This is a genomic window from Exiguobacterium sp. TNDT2, from assembly GCF_003331145.1.
Taxonomy (GTDB): domain Bacteria; phylum Bacillota; class Bacilli; order Exiguobacteriales; family Exiguobacteriaceae; genus Exiguobacterium.
This window is the reverse complement of the sequence record NZ_QLVE01000001.1, coordinates 164,554-185,587: the sequence shown is the minus strand read 5'-3', so window position 1 is coordinate 185,587 and position 21,034 is coordinate 164,554. Positions and strand designations below refer to the sequence as shown.

At 52.0% G+C, this 21,034-nt stretch carries 24 protein-coding genes; 14 read left to right on the top strand and 10 right to left on the bottom strand.

Annotation, left to right across the window (positions count from 1 at the left end; all coding sequences use genetic code 11):
* The first annotated feature begins 109 nt into the window (after window positions 1–109).
* Window positions 110–1,588: an HD domain-containing phosphohydrolase gene (locus DPV68_RS01025; protein WP_114164997.1), complete on the top strand. Its 1,479-nt coding sequence runs from the start codon at window positions 110–112 to the stop codon at window positions 1,586–1,588.
* Window positions 1,589–1,623: 35 nt separating this feature from the next.
* On the opposite strand, the gene DPV68_RS01020 is transcribed toward DPV68_RS01025, so the two are convergent.
* Both DPV68_RS01020 and DPV68_RS01015 read right to left on the bottom strand, forming a co-directional pair.
* The gene (locus DPV68_RS01020; protein WP_114164996.1) at window positions 1,624–1,926 is read right to left on the bottom strand and encodes an AzlD domain-containing protein; all 303 of its coding nucleotides are present in this window, start codon (window positions 1,924–1,926) and stop codon (window positions 1,624–1,626) included.
* Window positions 1,923–2,651: an AzlC family ABC transporter permease gene (locus tag DPV68_RS01015; RefSeq protein ID WP_114164995.1), complete on the bottom strand. Its 729-nt coding sequence runs from the start codon at window positions 2,649–2,651 to the stop codon at window positions 1,923–1,925. The genes DPV68_RS01020 and DPV68_RS01015 overlap by 4 nt, the downstream gene beginning before the upstream one ends.
* A gap of 113 nt (window positions 2,652–2,764) precedes the next feature.
* Here DPV68_RS01015 and DPV68_RS01010 point away from each other — a divergent pair, with 113 nt between their 5' ends.
* The gene (locus DPV68_RS01010) at window positions 2,765–3,466 is read left to right on the top strand and encodes a CBS domain-containing protein (RefSeq protein WP_114164994.1); all 702 of its coding nucleotides are present in this window, start codon (window positions 2,765–2,767) and stop codon (window positions 3,464–3,466) included.
* Here the strand turns inward: DPV68_RS01010 and DPV68_RS01005 are convergent.
* The gene (locus DPV68_RS01005) at window positions 3,449–3,784 is read right to left on the bottom strand and encodes an antibiotic biosynthesis monooxygenase (RefSeq protein WP_034780505.1); all 336 of its coding nucleotides are present in this window, start codon (window positions 3,782–3,784) and stop codon (window positions 3,449–3,451) included. The genes DPV68_RS01010 and DPV68_RS01005 overlap by 18 nt on opposite strands.
* Before the next feature lie 78 nt (window positions 3,785–3,862).
* A complete protein-coding gene (locus DPV68_RS01000) occupies window positions 3,863–4,702 on the bottom strand; it encodes a M15 family metallopeptidase (protein WP_114164993.1) in 840 nt (279 codons plus the stop codon).
* Between the two features lie 200 nt (window positions 4,703–4,902).
* Here DPV68_RS01000 and DPV68_RS00995 point away from each other — a divergent pair, with 200 nt between their 5' ends.
* Window positions 4,903–5,121: a hypothetical protein gene (locus DPV68_RS00995; protein ID WP_114164992.1), complete on the top strand. Its 219-nt coding sequence runs from the start codon at window positions 4,903–4,905 to the stop codon at window positions 5,119–5,121.
* Between the two features lie 61 nt (window positions 5,122–5,182).
* Window positions 5,183–5,653, top strand: coding sequence for a hypothetical protein (locus tag DPV68_RS00990; RefSeq protein WP_114164991.1), 471 nt, complete (start codon window positions 5,183–5,185; stop codon window positions 5,651–5,653).
* Between the two features lie 18 nt (window positions 5,654–5,671).
* Here DPV68_RS00990 and DPV68_RS00985 read toward each other — a convergent pair whose 3' ends face one another.
* Entirely contained in the window at window positions 5,672–6,778 is a 1,107-nt protein-coding gene (locus tag DPV68_RS00985) for a glycerol dehydrogenase (RefSeq protein ID WP_114164990.1), read from the bottom strand.
* A 373-nt stretch (window positions 6,779–7,151) separates the two neighbouring features.
* Between DPV68_RS00985 and DPV68_RS00980 the strand changes: the two genes are divergently transcribed.
* The 5 genes from DPV68_RS00980 (at window position 7,152) to DPV68_RS00960 (ending at window position 10,932) form a co-directional block, all read left to right on the top strand.
* Window positions 7,152–7,811: a type 1 glutamine amidotransferase domain-containing protein gene (locus DPV68_RS00980; RefSeq protein WP_114164989.1), complete on the top strand. Its 660-nt coding sequence runs from the start codon at window positions 7,152–7,154 to the stop codon at window positions 7,809–7,811.
* A 110-nt stretch (window positions 7,812–7,921) separates the two neighbouring features.
* Window positions 7,922–8,347 (top strand): DMT family transporter, encoded by a 426-nt coding sequence (locus DPV68_RS00975; protein WP_114164988.1) that lies wholly within the window; start codon window positions 7,922–7,924, stop codon window positions 8,345–8,347.
* Window positions 8,348–8,358: 11 nt separating this feature from the next.
* Window positions 8,359–9,030: a Crp/Fnr family transcriptional regulator gene (locus DPV68_RS00970; protein WP_114164987.1), complete on the top strand. Its 672-nt coding sequence runs from the start codon at window positions 8,359–8,361 to the stop codon at window positions 9,028–9,030.
* 11 nt (window positions 9,031–9,041) lie between these two features.
* Window positions 9,042–9,518 (top strand): DMT family transporter, encoded by a 477-nt coding sequence (locus tag DPV68_RS00965; RefSeq protein ID WP_114164986.1) that lies wholly within the window; start codon window positions 9,042–9,044, stop codon window positions 9,516–9,518.
* A gap of 88 nt (window positions 9,519–9,606) precedes the next feature.
* On the top strand, window positions 9,607–10,932 hold the full coding sequence (locus tag DPV68_RS00960; protein ID WP_114164985.1) for a hemolysin family protein: 1,326 nt from the start codon (window positions 9,607–9,609) through the stop codon (window positions 10,930–10,932).
* A gap of 10 nt (window positions 10,933–10,942) precedes the next feature.
* On the opposite strand, the gene DPV68_RS00955 is transcribed toward DPV68_RS00960, so the two are convergent.
* Window positions 10,943–12,127 carry a M20 metallopeptidase family protein gene (locus tag DPV68_RS00955; protein WP_114164984.1) on the bottom strand — a complete coding sequence of 395 codons (1,185 nt, stop codon included), beginning with the start codon at window positions 12,125–12,127 and terminating at the stop codon, window positions 10,943–10,945.
* A gap of 200 nt (window positions 12,128–12,327) precedes the next feature.
* Between DPV68_RS00955 and DPV68_RS00950 the strand changes: the two genes are divergently transcribed.
* The 3 genes from DPV68_RS00950 (at window position 12,328) to DPV68_RS00940 (ending at window position 14,312) form a co-directional block, all read left to right on the top strand.
* Window positions 12,328–12,876 carry a LemA family protein gene (locus tag DPV68_RS00950; RefSeq protein WP_021067978.1) on the top strand — a complete coding sequence of 183 codons (549 nt, stop codon included), beginning with the start codon at window positions 12,328–12,330 and terminating at the stop codon, window positions 12,874–12,876.
* Between the two features lie 21 nt (window positions 12,877–12,897).
* Entirely contained in the window at window positions 12,898–13,779 is an 882-nt protein-coding gene (htpX, locus tag DPV68_RS00945; RefSeq protein ID WP_232819448.1) for a zinc metalloprotease HtpX, read from the top strand.
* Window positions 13,780–14,024: 245 nt separating this feature from the next.
* Window positions 14,025–14,312 (top strand): hypothetical protein, encoded by a 288-nt coding sequence (locus tag DPV68_RS00940; RefSeq protein WP_114164982.1) that lies wholly within the window; start codon window positions 14,025–14,027, stop codon window positions 14,310–14,312.
* Between the two features lie 36 nt (window positions 14,313–14,348).
* Here the strand turns inward: DPV68_RS00940 and nagE are convergent, their stop codons facing one another.
* From nagE to DPV68_RS00925, 3 genes are read right to left on the bottom strand one after another with little or no spacing between them, the layout of a single operon-like run.
* Window positions 14,349–15,836 carry an N-acetylglucosamine-specific PTS transporter subunit IIBC gene (nagE, locus tag DPV68_RS00935; RefSeq protein ID WP_114164981.1) on the bottom strand — a complete coding sequence of 496 codons (1,488 nt, stop codon included), beginning with the start codon at window positions 15,834–15,836 and terminating at the stop codon, window positions 14,349–14,351.
* Window positions 15,833–16,681, bottom strand: coding sequence for a PRD domain-containing protein (locus DPV68_RS00930; RefSeq protein WP_114164980.1), 849 nt, complete (start codon window positions 16,679–16,681; stop codon window positions 15,833–15,835). Before DPV68_RS00930 ends, nagE begins: the two co-directional genes overlap by 4 nt.
* A gap of 19 nt (window positions 16,682–16,700) precedes the next feature.
* Window positions 16,701–17,189: a PTS sugar transporter subunit IIA gene (locus DPV68_RS00925; protein WP_370447057.1), complete on the bottom strand. Its 489-nt coding sequence runs from the start codon at window positions 17,187–17,189 to the stop codon at window positions 16,701–16,703.
* 459 nt (window positions 17,190–17,648) lie between these two features.
* Here DPV68_RS00925 and DPV68_RS00920 point away from each other — a divergent pair, with 459 nt between their 5' ends.
* Together DPV68_RS00920 and DPV68_RS00915 are read left to right on the top strand one after the other, a co-directional pair.
* Window positions 17,649–19,559 carry an endonuclease MutS2 gene (locus DPV68_RS00920; protein WP_114164979.1) on the top strand — a complete coding sequence of 637 codons (1,911 nt, stop codon included), beginning with the start codon at window positions 17,649–17,651 and terminating at the stop codon, window positions 19,557–19,559.
* Window positions 19,560–19,650: 91 nt separating this feature from the next.
* Window positions 19,651–20,358, top strand: a complete 708-nt coding sequence (locus DPV68_RS00915) for a hypothetical protein (protein ID WP_114164978.1) — start codon at window positions 19,651–19,653, stop codon at window positions 20,356–20,358.
* A gap of 29 nt (window positions 20,359–20,387) precedes the next feature.
* Here the strand turns inward: DPV68_RS00915 and DPV68_RS00910 are convergent, their stop codons facing one another.
* A complete protein-coding gene (locus DPV68_RS00910; RefSeq protein WP_114164977.1) occupies window positions 20,388–20,957 on the bottom strand; it encodes a hypothetical protein in 570 nt (189 codons plus the stop codon).
* Between the last annotated feature and the right edge of the window lie 77 nt (window positions 20,958–21,034).

The following is a 21,034-nucleotide window of genomic DNA, read 5'->3' as shown; positions in this document are numbered from 1 at the left end:
TGAAGAACGGGTCCCTAAACAGGGATCCGTTTTGTGTTGCTGTAAAATAGTGTCACTTTTGTCGATATAATAAGAAACAGATCGGCAAGAAGGTAGGAGTGACATGTTCATGTTTAAACAGTTTCAACGTACACTCATTATGAACTACATATGGGGATCAGGCATCGCCGTGTTCGGAGTCGGGGGGTTGTTCATCTTTCAGACACTCGATTTGTCCGAGATGGAGATGCTCATCTTATTGTCCATTATGGGACTGTCCGGAATGATGATGATCGGGCTCGAACTGCTCTTCTATCGGCGTCATATCCGACCAATCCGTCACGTGTTTCAGACAGATATCCCGACATATGAGGCGCTGCAACAAGCGTTCAATCAAACGAGTCACTTTCCCACGTTGACGGTGAAACGGATTCTCGGCCCGCACTTGTTTGGTTTGTCCGTACCGGCAATCAGTATGACGGTGCTCGCAATCGAGCGAGGATGGGTCGACTTGCCATATCGGTTGATTGGTTTGGCGGCGTTCGGTGCCATTTTGATTGCCATCTTGCACGCCTTGATTGAATTCTTTTTGACGTATCGCTCGGTTGAACCGCTGTTGCTTCAGTTGCAAGAGGTGAGCAACCGCTTGTACGAGCGCCCGCTTCAAGCGACATATCGGTCCATCAGTGTCCGGACGAAGTTGTTGATTAGCATGCTCGTTATCGGGGTGTTCCCGGTCGCATTGTTCATTTTGGCGTCAGGAGTGCAGCTGTCGACGGTAGAACAAGCCGATGCGTATTGGCAGTGGGCGGCCCTGATTATAGTCGTCATCATCGGAGTGGCGACGTTCAGCAGCTTTTTGCTTTACGACAATATCAAACGTCCAATCAGCGCGTTAGCGGAAGGGGTCGCCGCATTGGACGACGGACAGTTGACTCCAATCGACAACCCTTACTCGGACGAGTTCGCCCAACTCGTGACGGGCTTCAATCAGATGGTCACGAACGTCACGTATCGCGATGCAGAAAATGAGCAGTTATTGAACAGTCTGTTCGTCTTGTTCGCCGCGACACTCGATGCCCGGGATTCCTATACGGCCGGACATTCCGAACGGGTCGCCGCCTACTCCGTCGAATTGGCGCAGGCGCTTCAGTTGCCGAATGAACAGATTGAGTTGCTCCGCAAGTCGGCGCTCCTTCATGACATTGGGAAGATTGGCATCCGTGACGATGTGTTGTTGAAAGAAGGGAAGCTGACAGACTATGAGTTCGCGCAAATTCAAGAACACCCGACCATCGGGATTCATATTTTGAATCAAATTTCGCTACCGGAAGCGTTACAGCCCATCTTGGCGGGTGTCCGGTCCCATCATGAACGGATTGATGGTCACGGTTATCCAGATCGATTGTCCGGGGAATCAATTCCACTCTTTGGTCGTATCATGGCAATCGCTGACGCATATGACGCCATGACATCGGACCGTCCATATCGGGACGGGATGCCGGTCGAGAAGGCACTCTCGATTCTCGAGAGTGGACGCGGTACCCAGTGGGACGCTTCGTTCGTCGATGTGTTCGTTCAATTACGACGTCAGGCTGTCTCTGCTTGAACAAATAAGTCGCCCCATTTAGGCGGACTTATTTGTTAGAGGAACAGATTCATAAGATACACTCCGGCGATGCCCCCAATGACGACGAACATCAAGTTGACCCGGAGTAATGCGAGTGTTGCGGAGACCACTCCACCCGCCACAGCCGACGTCAGACTGGTCGTTGCCTGCAGGATGCCCGGAAAAATGAGACTGGCGAGCACCGCATAAGGCGTGAACAGTAAAAATCGCTTCAAGAACGGCCGCAACTTGATGTCCCGGAGCCAAAGCAGCGGAACGAGGCGTGGAATGTACGTGACGAGCGCCATGGCAAGGACGAGCAACAAGAGACTGATCATGTTTCGTCCTCCTTATACAGCAAGGCGCCGGCTCCGGCGGCGACAACCGTGGCCAGGATGATACTCAAGCCGGGCGACAATGGAAGGAACGGAGCGATGCCGAAATAGAGAATGGCTTGTGTCAAAACGGCGATCGCGGCCACGACGATGACCGGTTTGCGAGTGAGTGATGGGACGAGTAGCCCGATGAACATGGCGTACAGGGCGATGCCCATGCTCGCTTGGACAGATACGGGTAATCCGAAGGCGAGAAAGACACCAATCCATGTTCCGACGTTCCAAGCTAAAAAAGCAATCATGTTCAGACCGAGTACAAAGTGGCCTCGGGTCGACTCGTCACGCGTCGAGGCGACACTGAACGTCTCATCGGTCACGCCGAACGCGATGGCGGCCAGAAATCGATTCGAAGTCGTCTCGAGACGCTGGGACAATGACGCCGACATGAGAAAGTGCCGCAAGTTCAGGATGAACGTCGTCAAGATGATTTCCCAATACATCGAACCAGCCATAATCAATTGAACGCCGATAAACTGACTGGCACCGGCAAAGATGAATAAAGACATGGCGAGCGTGATGACGTTCGGCATATCGAATGATTTCGCAAGCAGGCCGAAGGCGATCGCGATTGGGATGTAGCCGACGGCGACCGGGATACCGGCCCGCATGCCGGAACGGAAGGCGTCCTTATTCGGAAGTGGCGTCACTTGTGAGACGGGAGTCGCCATAGATCATCCTCCTTTTCATTAGGTAGTTGGTTGTTGATTCGAGATTGTGTCACCGTTTCCTGCTCGAACCCGAAAAAAATAGGGTATATATAGGCGATAAGGAGTGTGAATACATGAGTCGAGCTGAAGAATTTATCGCATCGTATCATCGGATTGAAGATTATTTAAGTCGCGAGATGGGGGACGGGAAGCATTTCAGTTTCAGTAATATGGTCAACCGTCTCGCCAAACATAATCCAATCATCGAACGCTACAAAGAAGATTTACATCAAATGAGTCAGTTGCGCAACGCCATCGTCCACGAGCGGCGTGAGCCGGATTTCATCATTGCTGAACCGCATGAATCGATTGTCAGTTTGATTCTCGAGGTGGAGAAAGAACTGCTTCACCCGCGTCAAGTCATCCCGATGTTCCGTAAAATCGTGACGACGTTCGACGCCGACGACTCGTTGGTCGACGTGCTCGGTGAGATTCGGGATAAGAACTACTCGCAGTTCCCGGTCTATAATCATGACGGGTCGTGGCGCGGATTATTAACGAAAAAAGGAGTGACCAGTTGGCTCGCCGAAACGGTCGACGGGCCTCGTGTGTCACTCGAAGGCGTGCAAGTCAAGCACGTGCTCCATCACGACCCGCACCTGCGACGGTATCGGTTTATCGCGAAAGAGACGTCGGTCATCGAGGCGCATCATCATTTCATCAACATGAAAGACGGAGTTCGGCTCGATGCCTTATTGATTACCGAGACAGGACAAGAAGATGAACCTTTGCTCGGGATCATCCGGCCGCAAGATATTTTATACATCATCGGTTGAGGCGCCGTGCTCGATGGCGACCTCATATTGGGTGACCGTGTTTCCAAGGACGATGGGCTTCACTTCAGAAGTACCGTCGTCCCGTTTTTTATGGGCATGTTTATACGCTCCGCTATCACGCCAATTTTCGAAGCTCGCCGCATCGCGCCACGTCGTCATGATGACGACTTGATCTTTCGTCTCGTCCGACGTATCGGTCAACACTTGCATCCGAACGAACCCATCCATCGACTCGATGCCTTTCGTCGTCTGGAAACGGGCCGTGACCGCAGCGACTTTCCCTTTTTCAACGTCTAGTTTGTTCATGACAATCCACATGCACATGTCCTCCTCTGCGATATCGTACGCGTCCATTATACCTTGAACGCATTCAATGAATCGCTCGAGATGCTCGCGTCAACGTTTCGCCCACCAGTCCTCGAACGTCCAGTTTTGTTGTTTCATCGTCGTCGCTTCTTTTACCCCGACATAACGAAGATGCCACGGTTCATAATTATAGCCGGTGATTTTCTCTTTGCCTTTCGGATAACGGACGATGAAGCCGTAACGGTGTGCCTGTTGGAGCATCCATTTGCCTTCAGGGGTTTGGTCGAACGAGGCATAGAGCCCCATCTGCATCCGCGCACTTGTCATATCGACGGCAAGTCCGGTCTGATGCTCGCTATATCCGGGGCGGGCGACATACTTCGAGGCGTACGCCGTGCCGCGGGTATTGACCCAATACGTGTAGAGCGATTTTTGTGTGGCGTAGGAACGATAGGCGCTGAGCGCATACAGCGTGTGTCCTTCTTTTCGACCGGCGTAATAAAGGCGGGCTAGGGCGTGGGCGGCTTCAGCGGCCATGAGGGTGCGCTCGCTTCCTTTCGTATAGACGGTCGGGATGGTCAACGTGACGAGTTGACGAGATTGATACGTGTTCGACAGTCCGTGTTGTTTATTGACGAGCCGAAGCCGTTCCGTGGTCGTAAGTTTTGGGATGCCGGCCTTCAAGTTGCTCGACGGGGTGTAATAGCGTGTGCCATTGATGTAGACGTTCGACCAACTTCGGTTATAGACCGTGTAACGGACAGGTGTGTTTGTGGATATTGTTTTGGCGACCGGGGATGATTGCATCGCCCGCCAATACAGTTTCGTCGTCTTGATCGTATAGCCTGGCTGAGGTGACGGTGTCGCCGCGAAGGTGGAAGTGACGGGGAAGATGAGCAATAGGACGAGGAGTACACGAATGAGCTTCACAGGAAAGACCCCCTTTTTGCTGGATACTCCTCTTTTCCCGGTTTTTAAGGGGATGAAAAGAAGAGAAATTAGGGAATAATGAACAGGACTGTCTCCGCCTCTTGACTTGCTCCCTGTACTGCGCGAGCCCGATGTGCCGTGCAACGTGAACGGGTACACTAGATATAAGAGAATGGTTGAGACTAGAAAGGAGTGAGCGTATGGAACTCATTTTTGGTTTACCGTTATTGTTGCTCGTCTTGTTCTTCGCCTTTTTGTATTTCAACATCAAAGGGTTATCGAACATGTGGAAAGACTATAATCGGACGAAATCGATGATGCCGCTCGGGTTCTTTATCGTCGGGATTATTGGGATCTTCACCGGCGTTTGGACGTGGCTCGTCATCCTGATTTACTATGCCGTCCGTCCGAAAGCCTGACCTGACACCGTGTGCGAAAGCGCACGGTGTTTTTTTGCTATACTGAGAGTGAGGTGTTGTCATGGAGAAATTGATCAAGGCGTGGTTCATCATCACGCTCATTACGTTTGTATTATTCAAACTCGGCGAGACGATGACGGCCCCCTACACAGAAGCGGCGGGCGAAGGGAATCCATACGTGCTCGTCTTAATAATTGGTTGGCCGTTCGTCCTGTTGTTCATCTGGATCACCATCCGGCTTGCTCGGCGGACGGTGGAATCGGTTCATCGCCTAGGACGAGTCGGTCTTTTCGTCGGAAGTGTCGTCATGGCGGGAATCGGTCTCTATATCAATGCCGGCCAAGCTACTTCGCTCCGGTCCGGCATCCGTGCTTCTGAGAACGCGGCGTACGCATCTGGATGGAACCAGTTCACGAACATCATCTATGCGAACCAATTGACGTTTTTCGTCTTGACGGTCTGTTGCATGGCAATCGGGGTGGCGCTATCGTTCGTCAGCCGCAAACAAACGAACGAGGAACGGCTCAACTAGCCGTTCCTCGTTATTTGTTTAGTGCAGTTTACTTTGATACAGGCGGGCATAGCGGTCGGCTGCGATGATGGCATCGGCGACTTGTTCAGCGGTCACATCGAACCCACTATGAATCGTCTCACCTTCCGCCGTTGCCGCTTGACCGACTTTTAGGATGTCTTCACGGGAAGCGTCTTTCAACTTCACGTCTTCGAGTGTGACCGGCAACTCGAGTGCCATATACAAGGCGACGTAGCGGTCGAACTCTTCCTGTGTCCGGCCTTCGAGCGCAAGTTGGACGAGTGTGCCGAACGCGACTTTTTCCCCGTGCGTCAAATGGTGGATGTCTCCGTGGAGGGCGGTGAAGCCGTTATGAATGGCGTGGGCCGCTGCAAGCCCGCCGCTTTCAAAACCGAGACCGCTCAGGAGTGTATTCGCTTCGACGACAGACTCGAGCGCTGGTGTGACGACTTTGGCCTTTACAGATTCATAAGCAGGGATCCCGTAATCGAACAGCACCTCTTCGCAGCGTTTGGCGATGGCTTCCGCCGCAATCGTCGGGACACCACCCGCCATCGTTTTGCCACCGAAGGCAAGGACGCTTCGGACCTCGACCCATGTCGCGAGGGCGTCGGCGATTCCTGAGGCGAGGAACCGGGCCGGAGCTTCGGCAATCAATTTCGTATCGACGAGGACCAAATCCGGGTTCTTTTTATAGAAGCGATAGCTTTCAAAGTTTCCCTCATCTGTATAGATGACGGACAAGGCGCTCGTCGGCGCATCCGTCGAGGCGATGGTCGGGACGATGACGATGCGGGCGTCGAGTTCATCAGCGACGGCTTTCGCCGTGTCGAGCGTCTTTCCGCCGCCCATCCCGATGACGAAAGCAGTATGGCTCTCTGCTGCCGTGTTGGCGATTCGTTCAATCTCGTGACGGGACGCCTCCCCGACAAAATCGGCCTTTTCAGCGTTCACTCCGCTCGCCTTGAGTGAATCAGTCACCCGTTCCCCGATCAAGCGCCAGACGATGTCATCGGCGATCAGGAGAGCCTGGGACCCGAAATGGCTCACATGATCCCCGATGCGATCGATTGTATTTTTTCCTTGCACGTACTTGGCCGGACTGATAAATACGCGTTCTGACATATTCAACATCCTTTCTATAGTAACCGTGACGACAGGACAACAATAGGTTTGTTCCCGATACAGTCCCTCCTTCAAACAGTCCTACATGTGACATATCAGTGAAACTGCTCTCAGTTTCCTTCACAACCCAGCAATAATCACGAGCAACACAATCAAAACGACGACGGCAAGAAATCCCCAGTCAAGTACATATTTCATCACGGTCGTTCCCTCCTGCCAGCTGATGAACTTAGTATAGACGTTTTGTGAAACTCCGCCGTTCTAAAAATAGGACCGGGTCAAAAAATGAATCGCGTTGCGGGTTCCAAGGTTTGAATGAACTCATAGCGGGAACAACTCTTTCGTATGCTTAATTCTGAAGGAGGAATTTGCAATGTCTAAACATGTACTGATCGTTACGACGTCTGCGGATCAATTGGAGAACGGTCACGCGACAGGGCTATGGCTCGAGGAGTTTGCTTCACCGTACCTTCAATTCGAGAAGCAAGGTTATAAAGTCACGGTTGCTAGCATCGAAGGTGGAGACGTGCCAATTGATGCGAACAGCTTAGAAGGCGACTTGCCGCAAGAAGTGTTGGACACGAAACATCTGTTAAAAAACACAGCTCGACTTGACCAAGTGGCCGATGACACGTATGACGCAGTCTTCCTTCCAGGCGGACACGGGACAGTCGTCGACTTCCCGAACAGTGAGACGCTACAGCGTGTCATCCGTGACACGTATGAAGGCGGAAACGTCGTCGCGGCCGTCTGTCATGGGCCAATCGGTCTCGTCAACGTTAACTTGAGCAATGGAGATCCGCTCGTCAAAGACAAGCGCGTGACAGGATTCACGGACGCGGAAGAGCGTGAGATGCAACTCGATTCAGCGGTACCATTCTTGCTCGAATCAGCGATGCGCGAGCGCGGCGGAAAGTTCGATCATGCCGACAACTGGGCTGTCAACGTAGCCGTTGACGAACGCCTTGTCACGGGTCAGAACCCGCAGTCGTCAGAACAAGTCGGCGCAGAAATCGTTAAATTGCTCGGATAATCCCACAGACAGCTTAGGTAATCCCTAAGTTGTCTTTTTTTCGGACATATGTCCTTTTCAAGGTAATTCATCTCACGTACAGTCAGATGAGGAGATAGGAGGGAATTTGTTTGGGGATTTTATTTGCCGTGCTCTCGGGCACGTTCATCGCATTGCAAGGGATTTTCAATGCCAAGCTCGGTTACGCGGTCGGTGCCTGGATGTCAGTCACGGTCGTTCATCTTATCGGGCTCGTGCTCGCGCTCCTCATTTACGCGTTCAAGCGGGATGCAGATGTGACGGCGTTTCGGCGCGTGCCTTGGTACTATAGCTTAGGCGGTCTGTTCGGTGTGTTCGTCGTTTTCGGAGAACTGACCGCGATTCAACAGCTCGGTGTGACTTGGGCGATCTGCGTCTTGCTCGTCGCCCAATTGATCGGGGCGTTTTTGATTGATGTGAACGGATGGTTTGGTGTGAAACGGAAACCGCTCAACCAAGGTCAGCTCACAGGACTTGCCTTGATGGTCGCCGGGATTGGCATTTACACGTTCACGTGAGGGGGAGACGGATGAAAGTAGAGGCAGCACTAGAACGACTCGGGTGGGTCCACCTGTTCTCGGAACAAACATTAGAGGCATCGACGATTGTGACGTATCCGTCAGGGGCGATGCTCTGCACGAACGATAACCCGATCGAGTCTCTCTTCGTCGTGTTAGAAGGGCGTGTCAAAATCTATACGTTGAGCGAGGAAGGCAAGTTGCGCTTGCTCCGTTTAAAGATGGCCCCGACATTGATTGGGGATATCGAATACGCCAGCGGACGCAACGTACTCCACACGGTCGAGGCCGTCGGGGCAGTAACCTGTCTGCGCGTGCCGTTTGATGTTCTCCGCACGCATAACCGAACGATCGAGTTCACAGAGCATCTTCTGCGCGGCGTATCTGAGAAACTGTTCATCGAGGCGAATGCCTCGTCGAACCATCTCATGTCGACACTCGAAGAACGATTAGCGGGATATCTCGTCTCGCTCAGCGAATCAGGGAACGACTTGTTCCAAGATGAGATGAGTCAGTTGAAACGAAAAGAAGTGGCGGAATGGCTCGGGACGAGTTATCGTCATTTGAATCGGACGTTACAATCGTTCGCGGATGAAGGACTCGTCGAAAAGACGCGGACAAAAGTAACGATTTTAGATGCGACTCGATTAAAAGAACGTGCCAATGGCATGTTGTACGAATAAGGAGGCCATTCATGATAGTAGGAATTATCTGTTCGGCAGTGGCCGGCGCGTTCATTAGTGTCCAAGCGGCGGTCAATGCCAAAATGAACGTTTATTTAGGGGCATGGGCGACGACAGTGCTCGTCTTCATCGTCGGTTTGCTCGGTTCGCTCGTTCCACTTGTTCTATTTGGCGGTAATCTACAAGGGCTGTTTGACATCTCACCGATTTATGCGCTCGGTGGCTTGCTCGGTGTTGGTGTCGTCTTTTGTGTGATGCGAAGTATTCAACTACTCGGACCGACGCTGTCGGTGTCCATCATTCTCGTATCTCAGTTGATCTGGGCGCTTGTCGTCGACCTCTCGGGAGCGTTCGGGATGCCGCAGTTGTCACTTTCCCCAGGGCAGGTCATCGGACTGATGGTGCTGCTGCTCGGTGTCATCGTCTTCAAGCAATCTCAAGCCACGGCTCTTCAGCAAGGAAGCTCAAACGAAGCGACTTCACGTTGAAGTGGCTTTTTTCTCGAGTGAAACGGGTACAGGTGAATAACGAATCTCTGATATGATGAGATTGTGGTACGAAATATACGCAGAGGTGATGAAAACGGTGGATTCCTCCATAGTGATCGATTTACTGATTGTTTTATTCTTAATCGTGTTGAACGGGATTTTCGCGATGACGGAAATCGCACTCATCTCGTCCAAACCGACCAAACTTGAAGTCGAGGCGAGCCGTGGCAAACGCAGCGCCGAAATCGCACTCAAGTATTCAAAAGATCCGACCGACTTGTTATCAACGGTGCAAGTCGGAATCACGTTGATCGGGATTATTAACGGGGCTTACGGGGGTGCGCGTTTTTCGGCACCGCTCGGCGATTTGTTCGCCAATCTTGGCATGAGTCCCCAGTACGCGCCGACCGTCGGTTACGTCGTCGTTGTTACAATCATCACGTATTTGTCGCTCATCATCGGTGAGCTCGTACCGAAACGGATTGCGCTCGTGGCCCCGGAAAAAGTCACGATGGCGATCATTCCGGCACTTGATTTATTTAGTAAAGTGATGCGACCGTTCATTTGGATCTTATCGAAGTCGACACTTTTCCTCTTCAAATTGCTTGGCTTGAAAGCGGAGCAATCGAGTGGCGAGACCGAGCTCGAGATCAAGCAGCTCTTGTTCGAAGGGGCCCAGCAAGGGGCGTTCGCACACGAGGAAGTGCAACAGGTCGAGCGTGTGTTTGCATTCCATGACCAATTGATTTATGAATTGATGCAACCGCGGACGACGCTCGAATGGGTCGACCTTGAAGACGATATGGACGATATCAAGAAATCGATTTATGAAAGTAAACATAATAAACTCCCGGTCGGACGCGATACGCTCGACGAGTTCGTCGGCTATATCGATGTCCGTGACATTTTGACGTTGTCGACGCTTCGGGAGCCGTCACAAATTTTGAAGCGAATCAAACAACCGCTCATCGTGCCAAAACAGCGAGAAGCGAGCCAAGTGTTGCAGATGATGCAAAAGAATGGCGTCGAAATCGCTTTCGTGCTCGATGAGTACGGCGGATTCCTTGGAATGGTCACATTGTTCGATATTCTAGAAGAAATCGTCGGCGAAGTGATGATTGAAGAAGAAACGCCGGAAGTTGTGCGCCGGGAAGACGGCTCGTATTTGGCTGATGGCTTACTTGGGATTGAGGATTTAAAGCGGACGTTCGGGATTCGAGACAATCGTTTTGATGAAGGGCGTAACTCGTATCATACGCTTGCCGGACTTGTTATTTATGCGCTTGGCGATTTCCCGAAACGGGGAGACGTTGTCGAAGCATATGGTCTTCGATTCGAGGTCGTCGATATGGACGGCAAACGTGTTGACCAAGTGCTCGTATCGATGTTGTCCGATCAAACAGAAGAAGACTGACGCCGCGGCGTCAGTCTTCTTTTTTGTGCGTCTTCCATGTCTCAAATGCCGCCTGCATGAGGATGCGGGCGGTAAGAAGCATCGCCCGTTCGTCCACATCGAAGCGGGGGTGATGATGAGGGAAGATGGCCCCGACTTCCGGGTTACCGGCTCCTGTGAAGAAGAAGCTGCCCGGTACGTGTTGCATATAGTAGGCAAAGTCTTCTCCGACCATGAGTGGGGACATCTCGATGACGCCATCGGTGCCGACAACGCGCGCGGCGCTACGCCGGACGTAATCCGTTTCGTTGGGATGGTTGATGACGGCGGGGTACCCCCGGATATAGTCGAGCTCGAAGTGCGCTTCGCTCGCCGAACAAATGTGGGCGATGGTCCGTTCCATCTCGGTAATGATGCGTGTTTGCGTCTCCGGTGTGAACGTCCGTACCGTGCCGGACAGCTTCGCTTCATCGGCGATGACGTTGAACGCCTGACCAGCAACGAACGTGCCGACCGTCAAGACGGCCGGTTCGAGCGGGTCGATGCGTCGGCTGACGATTTGTTGCAACTGGCTGACGATATTCGTTCCGACGATGACGGCATCGACCGTGTGTTGCGGGATGGCACCGTGGCCGCCCTTGCCTTTGATTGTCAGTTCAAAGCGATCGGCTGCCGCCATAATCGGTCCCGTCTTTACACCAATCGTCCCGTATGGAAGCGGGGTCCAAATGTGAGAACCGTAAATGTAGTCGACCCCGTCGAGACAACCGTCTTCGATCATCGGTTTGGCCCCACCCGGTGCAAGTTCCTCCGCGAACTGATGAATGAGGACGACATCACCGGGAAGGTCAATTTCCGTAAGAACTTTCGCTAGGACGAGCAACGTCGCCGTATGCGCATCATGACCGCAGGCATGCATCGAGCCATTCACTTTCGAGCGGTACGGGACGTCTTTTAAATCTTGAATCGGTAAGGCGTCAAAGTCGGCCCGAAATGCGATCGTTGGTCCTTCGCCGCCATGAATGCGTGCGACAACACCGTTGCCACCGACGTGTTCGCGAACGTCCAGGCCGAGGTCGCGTAAATAGGCCGCGATTGTCCGTGGTGTCTCCTGTTCTTCGAAGGAAAGTTCGGGGTATTGATGGAAGTGGCGGCGGAGCGTCACCATCTCGTCGTATAATTCTGTTAAACGTGCATCAAGGTCAGTCACAAGCATGGAAAAACACTCCTGTCAGTTGATTATTTTTTGAAACTAATTCCAGTGATTATTCGTATCTAATAAGTAAGACGTTGAAGTCGTTTGAGCGTTATGTCACATGATTACCATGAGTCTTTATTATGTTTTTTGTAAGTTATGCTTATGGTATACGACAAAAGGGAATTAATACAGAGAAAATCATGAAATGAGGTGTCGAAATGGGTTGGATTATCGCAATTGGGATTATCGTTGTCTTGGCGTTCGTCTATTTTTCGATGTACAACGGACTTGTCAAATATCGAAATTGGGTCGACGAGGCGTGGGCACAGATTGATGTGCAACTGAAACGACGTTACGATTTGATCCCGAACTTGGTCGAAACGGTGAAGGGCTATGCCAAACACGAGCAAGAGACGCTTGCGAAAGTCGTCGAGCTCCGGAATCAGCTCGGTTCGAAGACGAGCCGTCAAGAACAGATGGAAGTGAACGATCAATTGAGCGGCGCATTGAAGAATTTGTTCGCACTCCGGGAGGCATACCCAGATTTGAAAGCGAACGAGAATTTTAAGATGCTCCAAGAAGAATTGACGCAGACGGAGAATAAAGTCGCCTATTCACGGCAGTTATATAACAATACGGTCATGAAATATAACACGAAAGTCGAATCGGTCCCGACGAACATCATCGCCTCCGTCCATAATTTCGAAAAACGCGACATGCTCGAAGCACGTGAGGAAGAACGCGAAAACGTGCGTGTCTCATTCTAATGGATTGGGGTGGCGACGATGATCCTGTATGAACAAATTCGTAAAAATAAAATCAAGACCGTGTTCATCGTGGCCGGATTCGTCCTTCTCGTCTTGGCCGTTGGAGTGGTCATCTCATATTTGAACTATGGTGATCCGCTCCCAGGCCTCATCTTCACTCCGGTGTTCTCGTTGTTTTATATCGGGATTGTCATCATGTCGAGCACGAACATCGTCATGAAGATGAACCATGCCCAAGAAATCACCTCGGTCGACCAGCACCGATTTCTGTGGCATACGGTTGAGAACATGGCCATGGTCGCGCGTGTCCCGATGCCGCGCATCTTTATCATCAACGACGCGTCACCGAATGCGTTCGCGACCGGCCTGAAACCAGAGAAAGCGGCCGTCGCCGTGACGACCGGACTGCTCGATCAGTTGACGCGAGAAGAAGTCGAAGGCGTCATCGCCCATGAAGTCGCCCATATTAAAAATTACGATGTGCGATTGGCGACGGTGACGCTCGCCCTCGTCTCGGTCATCGCCATCATGAGCGATATCGGGTCGCGGATGCTCTTCTTCCGAAGTGTCGGTGGACGCCGCGACAACAACCAAAACCCGATTTTTATGATCGTCGGGCTGGTGTTATTGATTCTTGCGCCGCTCATCGCCACGCTCGTCAACTTGGCCATCTCGCGAAATCGCGAGTTTTTGGCGGATGCGAGCGGGGCCGAGTTGACGCGTAATCCGGATGCGCTCGCGTCGGCGCTAGAGAAAATCGCGAATATCCAAACACCGGTGAAGGAAGCCTCTCGCGCCTCGGCGTCGCTCTACTTTTCAGACCCGCTTAAGAAAAAGCTGAGCGGTCTGTTCTCGACGCACCCGAACCCGGCTGAACGGATTGCCAGACTTCGCAATATGTAGCCTATACGAAGGTCCTCTTTTTAGAAGAGGGCTTTTTTGTACGTGAATAGGATCAACTCATTTCGCGAATCCAGTTTGTATCAATATTAAATGGGAATGATAGTAAAAAGAGGATGAAATGGAGGAGATTCCATGTTTGAGTCGGCACTCGAGTTAGGCATTGTCCTATTTTTATTGATTTATTCCATCACGGTTTCGCTCATGTTGATGTCAGCCAAGAAGAAGAGCTGAGTGGAAGAGGGTACATGATTAAAACGGTCAAACGCGTCTATGGATCGGTCATGAACATGGCCGATTTTTTATATGATATCATGGAGAAAAATGGAAGAGGAGTGAGTGAGATTCAAACATTCATCAAGTACATAGGGATCGGACTAGCGCTGTTCATCGGGCTATCTATACTCGGTTTTTTCGGATTTAACCCGTGGCGATTACTCATCGAGGCATTCATGTGGATGACGACATACGTGTTGCCATGGATCTTTCTTTACTTTTTGATTCAATTTTACAAAACATATGAGCAAAGACAGTAAAAAAAGCCACCTCGCGCGCGAGGTGGCTTTCGTCAGTTACCCGGCGCGATGGCTCCGGAGTTTTTCAATCTCTTCGAGGACGAATTGGACGTTCGTTCCGACGATGACTTGAATATGGTTCGGGCTGACAACCTTGATACCAGGGATGCCCGCTTTCTTGATTTGTGCTTGGTCGACCGTATCCATGTCTTTCACATCGACGCGGAGACGTGTGACGCATGACTCGATGCCTGTGACGTTTTGATCGCCACCGAGACCATCGTAAATCATCGCTGCCATCGCTGAATATTGACCGCCGGCAGCGACTGGAGCCGTCTTCGTTTCGCCTTCAGGAGTCGTTTCCGTTGCGACCGCGTCAACCGCTTCGTCTGACTCGCGGCCAGGTGTGGCCAAGTTGAGCTTGACGATCATGAAGCGGAAGATGACGTAGTAGATGGCACCGAAGACGAGACCTTGAACGAGCAACATGTACGGCTGGTTCGCGAGCGGTAACCGTGAGCTGAGGACAAAGTCGACAAGACCGGCGCTGAAGCCGAATCCGGCCGTCCATTGGAACGTCGCCGCGATGAAGAGGGAAACCCCTGTCAAGACCGCGTGGACGAGGTAGAGAACTGGTGCGAGGAACATGAACGAGAATTCGAGCGGTTCCGTGACACCTGTGAAGAACGATGCGAACGCTGCGGCGAGAAGGAGCGAGGCCGCTTGTTTTTTACGTTTTGTTTTCGCTGTATGGTACATGGCGAGGGCTGCTGCCGGAAGACCGAACATCATAATCGGGAAGAACCCGGCTTGATAGCGTCCAGTAATCCCTTTCACACCTTCACCTGACCAGAAGTTACCGATATCGTTAATGCCGGCCACATCGAACCAGAATACCGAGTTCAAGGCGTGGTGAAGACCAGTTGGGATTAACAGACGGTTGAAGAAGCCGTAAAGGCCTGCCCCGATTGCACCCATTTTAGAGATCGTTTCCCCAAATCCGACGAGTCCTGTGTACACGACCGGCCAGACGAAGTAAAGGGCGACCGAGACGAGGATCATCGAGAATGCCGTCATGATTGGCACGAGACGCTTCCCACTAAAGAAGGCGAGTGCATCTGGTAGCTTCACATGACTGAAGCGGTTGTACATTTGAGCGGCGACGATACCTGACAAGATACCGACGAACGCGTTGGCAATCTTACCGAACGCTGGGTTGACGGCTTCGACGTCGACACCTTGGAACAAGGCGACCGTTGCCGAAGACAAGAGTGTCGTGACCGTGAGGAAGGCGACAAGTCCGCTTAGAGCGGCTGAGCCGTCACGGTTTTTCGCCATCCCGAGGGCGACCCCGACTGCGAAGAGAATTGGAATGTTATCGATGATCGCTGAACCGGCTTTGATTAAGAATGCGGCGGCGATGTTTTCAGAACCCCAGCCGACCGGGTCGATCCAGTAACCGATCCCCATGAGAATGGCAGCTGCAGGAAGTACGGCAACTGGCAACATGAGAGAACGTCCGAGACGTTGTAAAAAGTTCATCATTGTAAATGTCCTCCTTTTTGATGGTGTTGATCTTGCAGGCGTTGAATGTGGAGCGTGATATAACCAAGCTCTGATTCGGGCAAGACGATGCCGTATAAGTCTTCCATTTCGTTAGCGACGTCAGACGCACATGCATAGGCCGACGAGAACTTCGTTTGAATCATGAGAAGCATATCTTCGTCGATCGTATGGTGATTGTAATGGTTGACCCGATCCATGACGAATCGTAAATGAGTTAATAAGCGTTGATAGGATAAGTCATCTTCTTCTATAGATAGATCGAGCCGTCTCGAAATCGATTGAATCATGTCACGTACGATTGTCGTCTGTTTGACCGTCTTGCGTAAATCACCTCCCTTCACTTTTAGTGTATGGATGTGGAGCGCGATGAAGGCCGCCTCATCTTTCGGCATCTTGACGCCAAGTTTGTCCTCGATGAGGTGAAGCGCCCATAGTCCAATCTCGTATTCGTTGCGATATAAAATCTTAATCTCGTTCAACAATTTGTTGCGGAGCGAGATACCTTCCTGCTCCCGCTCGATGGCAAACGAGATGTGATCGGTGAGCACGATGTGGATGTGTTCGTTGAACGTCGTCTCGAGCCGCTTTTCCGCATGGGAGATGATTTCTTCTGAGATCGTGAAATGCTCGATTGGAATCCGCGTCAGCAATTGTTGAAACTTATCGTTCTCCGACATGACGAACAGTTTTTCAACTTTATGCGGATTGACGATATCGTTGCGTGCCTTCTTGAATGCGACACCCGGTCCGATGGCGATTTTTTCTTCACCCTCGTCTGAGACGATGACCGCATTGTTGTTTAGAATCTTTTTGATTTTTAACATGTGTCCTCCTATCGAGGAGTCATTGTTCCGCTTGAGCGACGACGGTTTTCCCAGGAAGCGATGGGCCACCTGTATGGAACGAGTAAGCTTGTTCCAACGCGCCTCCGTTCGTGATGACCATCGGGGTGACCGTGTCTTTTCCGGCTTGCCGGATTTGTTCCAAGTCGGTCGTCAACAGTGGCTGTCCGATCGTGACCGTGTCACCGACTTTGACGTGAACGTCGAACGGGCTTCCCGCAAGCTCGACCGTGTCCAGTCCGACATGAATCAAAATTTCAGCTCCGTTTCCCGAACGGAGTCCGATGGCATGCTTCGTCGGTGCGACTTGGACGATGGTCCCATCAGCCGGAGCGACGACGGTTCCGTTCGTCGGCATGATGGCAATCCCGTCGCCCAGCATCTTCTCGCTGAAGACAGGGTCGGTCACTTCCTCAAGTGGAATGATGTCTCCTTCCATGGGTGCATAAAGTGTCAGTGTATGTCTCTTCATCCACTTATTCAATAACATCTTCGAATCATCCTTTCGCTTGAAAAATGATTGTGAAAAAACAAAACAGGCATGGAGTATAGACGGGTGGCGTGAGCCTTTCGTCTTACCCCATGCCTGATCGAATCAGTCACATGTGATCATTATTCGTTTCGTCACCCTCAAGATAGCACGCCGATGTATAGATATCAAGACCTAATTTGAAAGCGTTCTCTAGAAATTTTACTTCTTCGAAAATCTGTTGTATAGTAAGGTCGAAACTAAATGAGAAAGGTGTTGCATGTTAATGAGTGAGGTTGTATCTGCCTAACGAACTGAAAAATGTTGGATGACGCGTCTTTTTGTCATGCCTTCATGTTCTGTTACAGATACCGCCCTTCATAAACTGCCAGACACCGGTCTGTCTTTTTGCGTTGGTCTTCATCGGCCGACGCTTTTTGTTTGCGCGGTATCTCCATCACAAAATAAGGAGACCCCATCATGAATGAACAAACATTAGACAAACTACAATACAACGACTTGATTCAACACGTCGAACGATACTGCATCAGCGGATTCGGACGAAACTTGTTACGAAATCAGCGTCCGACGAGCCATCTGCAAACGGTGAAAAAACGGCTTCAAGAGACATCGGAAGCACGCGCGATTCTCGACGCGACGTCACACGTCCCTTTTATCGGGGTGTCTGCTATGGAACCGCTCATCGGTAAAATCAGCCGGGGCATCCAGCTCGAGGCGAGCGAACTCGAAGCCGTCGCTGAGTTTTTCCGCGGCGCCCGGAAGCTGAAACGGTTCATGGCCGAGCAGGCATTCTTTGCACCGCTCTTGTCCCTTTACGCGGGAGAGATGAGCGAGTGGCGCAGTATCGAGGAAGACATTATCCAGTCGATTCGCGGGGGACGTGTCGTCGACGAGGCGTCCAAAGAATTGAAACGGGTCCGCAAACAAATCGACATTCTCGAAGGACGGATTGAGGAGCGGTTGAGCAAGTTCTTGAAGAGCGCTGTGAACCGGGAAGCGATTCAAGACGGCTTTGTGACGAAGAAGCAAGACCGATTCACGATTCCAATCAAAGCGTCGTATAAACACAAAGTCGCCGGGACAATCGTCGACACATCGAGCCGGGGGACGACGGTCTTCATCGAACCGGAAGCAGTGGCGAAGCTGAACGCGGAACTCGTCGTCAAACGAGCGGAGGAAGCGGTCGAAATCTATCAAGTGCTTGCGACGCTCACTGGCATGGTGGCGGAAGCGTTGCCGACCATCGAGGCGACACTCGACGTCATCGCCCAATATGACATGGTATTCGCGAAAGGGAAGTATAGCCAAGCCATCGACGGCATCGCCCCGCGTGTGAACGGGGTCGGAAAAATTCGTTTGAAACAAGTCCGTCATCCGCTCCTTGAACGGGCGGTCCCGCTCGACTTCTCGCTCGGGGAAACGTACCGCGGTCTGATTATCACCGGACCGAACGCCGGCGGGAAGACGGTCGTCTTGAAGACGATCGGTCTGCTCAGCTTGATGACGATGAGCGGACTTCATATCCCAGCGCATCCGGACACGGACATCTCGACGTTTGACGACGTGTTCGTCGATATCGGGGACAACCAAGACATGGGGTCGGCGCTCAGCACGTTCTCGGCCCATATGCATAACGTGGCGAACATCATGCAGAAGGCAGGGAAACGGTCGCTACTGTTATTCGATGAGATCGGAAGCGGGACCGAGCCGAACGAGGGAGCGGCTCTCGCCATCGCGATTTTAGAAGAGGCGTACAAACGCGGCTGTCTCGTCGTCGCCTCGACGCATTACGGGGAAATTAAAGCGTATTCGGAGACGCATCCGGACTTCATGAACGCGGCCATGCAGTTCGACCCAGACACACTCGAACCGAAATATCGGCTGTTGATTGGGCAGTCCGGCGACAGCAACGCCTTGTTCATTGCCCGGAAAATGAAATTGCCCGAATCGATTTTGAAGCAGGCAGCACATTATATGCACGACAAGACGTACGACCAGTCGCTCGTCGATCCGGCACGGCTGACGCAAGAAGTTGTTCGGCCAGTCGTCGAACCAGACCAAATTCTATTGAAAGGCGACCGGGTCCGCCTGCTCGAGACGAATCAAGTCGGTCTTGTCTATGCAATGGACGAATCGTTGCGCCTAGTTACGGTGTATGTCGACGGGGTCTTTCGTGACCATCCGCTCCGTCGGGTCCAGCGTGAGGGGAAAGCGCTTGACTTATATCCGGCGGACTATGACCTCGAGACGTTGTTCGTCGACTACCGGGACCGGAAAGAAGCGCATGACTTTGCCCGTGGTTCGAAAAAAGCGCTCCGTCGCGTCGAAAAAGAGATTCGAGCGCGTCAACGGGCCGAACGAGGTGAATGAGTGTATCCAGCCCGGCACTCGGGTAAGGAACAAGGACCGGAAGTCATCATGTCCAGTTCGACTTTCGGATAACGTGTCGGAGGTGGATTGAATGTTTTGGTTAAGTTTGTTGTTTGCCGTAGGATTTGCTTTGATTCATTATTTCTCTGGACAATTGATCCATGTGCGCGAGACGCCGCGGAGCCGGTTTTTGTCGCTCGCCGGCGGTGTCGCCGTCGCCTATGTGTTTCTCCATCTCTTGCCTGAGCTGAATGAATATCAACAAGAACTTGAAGGGCATCTCGAGAGCGGCCTATTCGCTTCAGTCGAGAATCATATCCTCGTTGTCAGTATGCTCGGGTTGGCCGTGTTTTACGGGTTGGAGCGGTGGGCCACACAAATGAAGAACCGAGGGAAGGGCAACGTGTTTTGGATCCACATGGCGTTATTCGTCGTGTACAACTTTAGTATCGGTTATGTGCTCGCGGAGAGTGAGTTCGATACGGTGTGGGCGATGACGCTCTACTTTCTCGCGTTAGGGATTCACTTTGTCACGGTCGACCAAGGTTTGAGACATCATCATCGCGAGCAGTATGACAAGCGTGGTCGATTGTGGCTGTCGTTGGCCGTGCTCGCCGGATGGGGCGTGGGCGCATTTTCAACGCTCGATGAATTGACATTGTCCATCATCGTCGCATTTTTGGCCGGTGGCATCATCTTGAACGTCATGAAAGAAGAGTTGCCGGAAGAACGGGATAGCAGCTTTCGCGCGTTTGCTGTCGGGCTCATCGGATACGCTCTCCTGTTATTGGCCATATAAAAAGGCAACCCTCGAGGTCGCCTTTTTGCTTACAATGAATTGGTACTCTGATTGTCGACGTTATCATCGGTCGCAGGTGTGTCCGTATCTTGGTTCGATCCACCGAATTGACCACCGTGACGAGGACCATGCCCACCTCCGTGACGTCCGCCGCCAAAGCCGCGCATGTCTCCTAAGTCGTCGTAACTCGTGACGTCAGCAAAACGCTCTTCGTGGTCGGCAAGAATCGCGTCGGCCTCGTCTTGCGTCAAGTCACCGGATTCGACGGCTGCGTCAAGTTTCGCTTCATGTGAGGTGATGATCGCCTCGATGAACTGTTCGATGGTGATTCCTTTTTCTTCCGCGAGTTCAGGAAGTGATTGTCCTTCTTCGCGCGCAGCTTCCACTTCGGTTTCGCTCAATCCGAGCGCCTCGAGCAAAGCGGCCTGCCCGGCTGCCCGGTCACCAAACATGCCCCGCTCGCCGCGGTCTCCGCGTTCGCATTGGGTCGTCGTTTCCGTTCCGTCGGTTGTGGTCGTATCGTTCGTGGCGGCATAGACGCCGGTTCCTGAGACGGCAAGTAAGCCGGCCAGGGCGATGGCTAATTTAGATGAATTCATGTCAATCTCCTCCTTTACTCCTTCAAGTGTAGGGCGTGGGTAATCAAAAGTTGTGAGGGAGTTGCAAGGTTTCTGCA